The sequence below is a fragment of the Aminobacter sp. P4_H6_2 genome, from assembly GCF_056400805.1.
The window spans coordinates 1-1,816 of the sequence record NZ_JBFUKO010000860.1 but is presented as its reverse complement, the minus strand read 5'-3'; the positions used below and the strand labels follow the sequence as shown (position 1 = coordinate 1,816).

The window sequence follows — 1,816 nt, the reverse complement described above, 5'->3', positions numbered from 1 at the left end:
ACATAGGTGTTTTCAGACTTGTCGTTTTGTCCAGTCGCCCGGTAAAGTTCCGCCAGATTGGCGTGCGCGCCAGCGAGGCTGCCGTCGAGCGAGATGGCGCGACGCAGAGCAGCTTCCGCTTCTTCCGCCTGACGTTGTCCCATAAGAAGGAGGCCGTAGTTGTTCTGCGCTTCAGCCATATCCACATTTGCCTCCACGTAGGCGCGCAGATCCTCCAGCGCAGCTCGGAAGGTACGGCGTTGTTCGCCGAGCAGGTCGGCCGTCGGCGTATTACCGAGAGCGATCACGGCGGTCACCCGAACAGCACGCGTTTCATCGGCAAGGAGCCGGCCGATGGCCTCCAGTCGTCGTTCAGGCGAAAGGTTGCTAGCGGCCTGCGCAGCACCCAGTCGGACGAGCGGATCGGGACTCGCCGCCGCGGCCATCACATCACCGATGACGGCCTCGCCGCCGAGTCGACCCATCGCCTCGATCGCGCTGCCTTTGACGATGCCCGCCTGTTCCCGGTCAGCAACAAGCGATCGCAATGCTTCGATCGCGGCCGGATCGCTTTTCGCAGCGCCTGCGAAAGCATGGGCAATCGTCGGACGCTGACGCCACTTCGCGCCGTACCATTTGTCCATCTTATCAGCCGCCCACTCGTTCGTCTGAGTTGCATGGCAGGTCGTGCAGGCGTTCGGAGTGCCAAAGGCTATCGACAAGTCGGGCCGTGGAACGACGAGTGAATGGTCACGCCGCGGGTCGACCTTCATAAACGTACGCTCAGGCATGTGGCAGTTGGCGCAGAGAGCGCCATCGGAACCTGCCGCATGGCGCGTATGCGTCGGCGAATCGAAAACGCCGCTTGGATCGAAGCCCACAAATCGCTGGGACTTTATCTCGGCGTGACACTGCGTACACACAGCGTTGCCGTCAGCCTTGAGGGTCGTTTCGTGCTGCTTGTGACAGTCTAGGCAGGTGACACCTGCTATCGCCATCTTGCTCTGCTGAAACGAGCCGTACTCGAACACTTCGTCAAGGATTTGACCGTCGGGAAAGTAGAGGTCCGGGCGCAGAAGGTTGGGCGAAAAATGGTCGAGGAAGGCCTTGCCCGGACCGTAACCGCCAAGAAGTTTGGTGCGTCGGGCATGGCACGCAAGGCACACATTCTGGTCAATTGGGGCCAGGCCCACGCCGTCGACTGATTGGAGAGCCCCGGCCTCGGCCCATTCAACATGTTTCGCACCGCCGCCATGGCAGGACTGGCATCCAATGCTTGTCGCGACATAGCTTGATTTGTATTGCCCCGTCGCCGGTTGGAAATTCGCCTGCGGATCGGTGGAGTGGCAGTCGATGCAAGTTCGGTTCCAGCGATAGAACGGACCGGTCCAATGAAAGGTCGTGCCAGGCTTTGCGGGTTTGCTCGTTCCAAGCCAGAACCATTCCTGTTTGTTGGTGTTCCACGCAATATCGAGCGCCTGCAGCCGGCCGCCGCCGATGTCGACGAGGTATTGCTGCAACGGTTCATAGGCAAAGGTGTACTTGACTTGGAACTCGCCTTCCTTGCCATCGCTGCCCTCGGTACGTACGAAGTACAGCCCCCCGCGCTTGAAGAATGCCGTGAAGATGCCGTCATGCTCAAAGCTGGCATCATCGAAGTTTCCGCGCACTGTCTTGTCGTCCGCGACGGCCATCGCCTTTGCGTGGTTAGATTTGACGAAGGCAGCCGCCTGATCCGAGTGACAGGAGGCACATCGGCCCTCGTCGACGAATCCGTCATGGATTGAGATAAGCTGGTCGGATGTAGAAACAGTCGTCTCTGCTGCCGAGGCGAGTG

Annotated in this window: 1 protein-coding gene; it reads right to left on the bottom strand. The window is 60.0% G+C overall.

Features of this window, described 5'->3' with window-relative positions; translation table 11 throughout:
• A partial coding sequence (locus AC1DUU_RS31040) for a multiheme c-type cytochrome (protein WP_476787148.1) occupies positions 1 to 1,816 on the bottom strand: 1,816 nt, incomplete at both ends.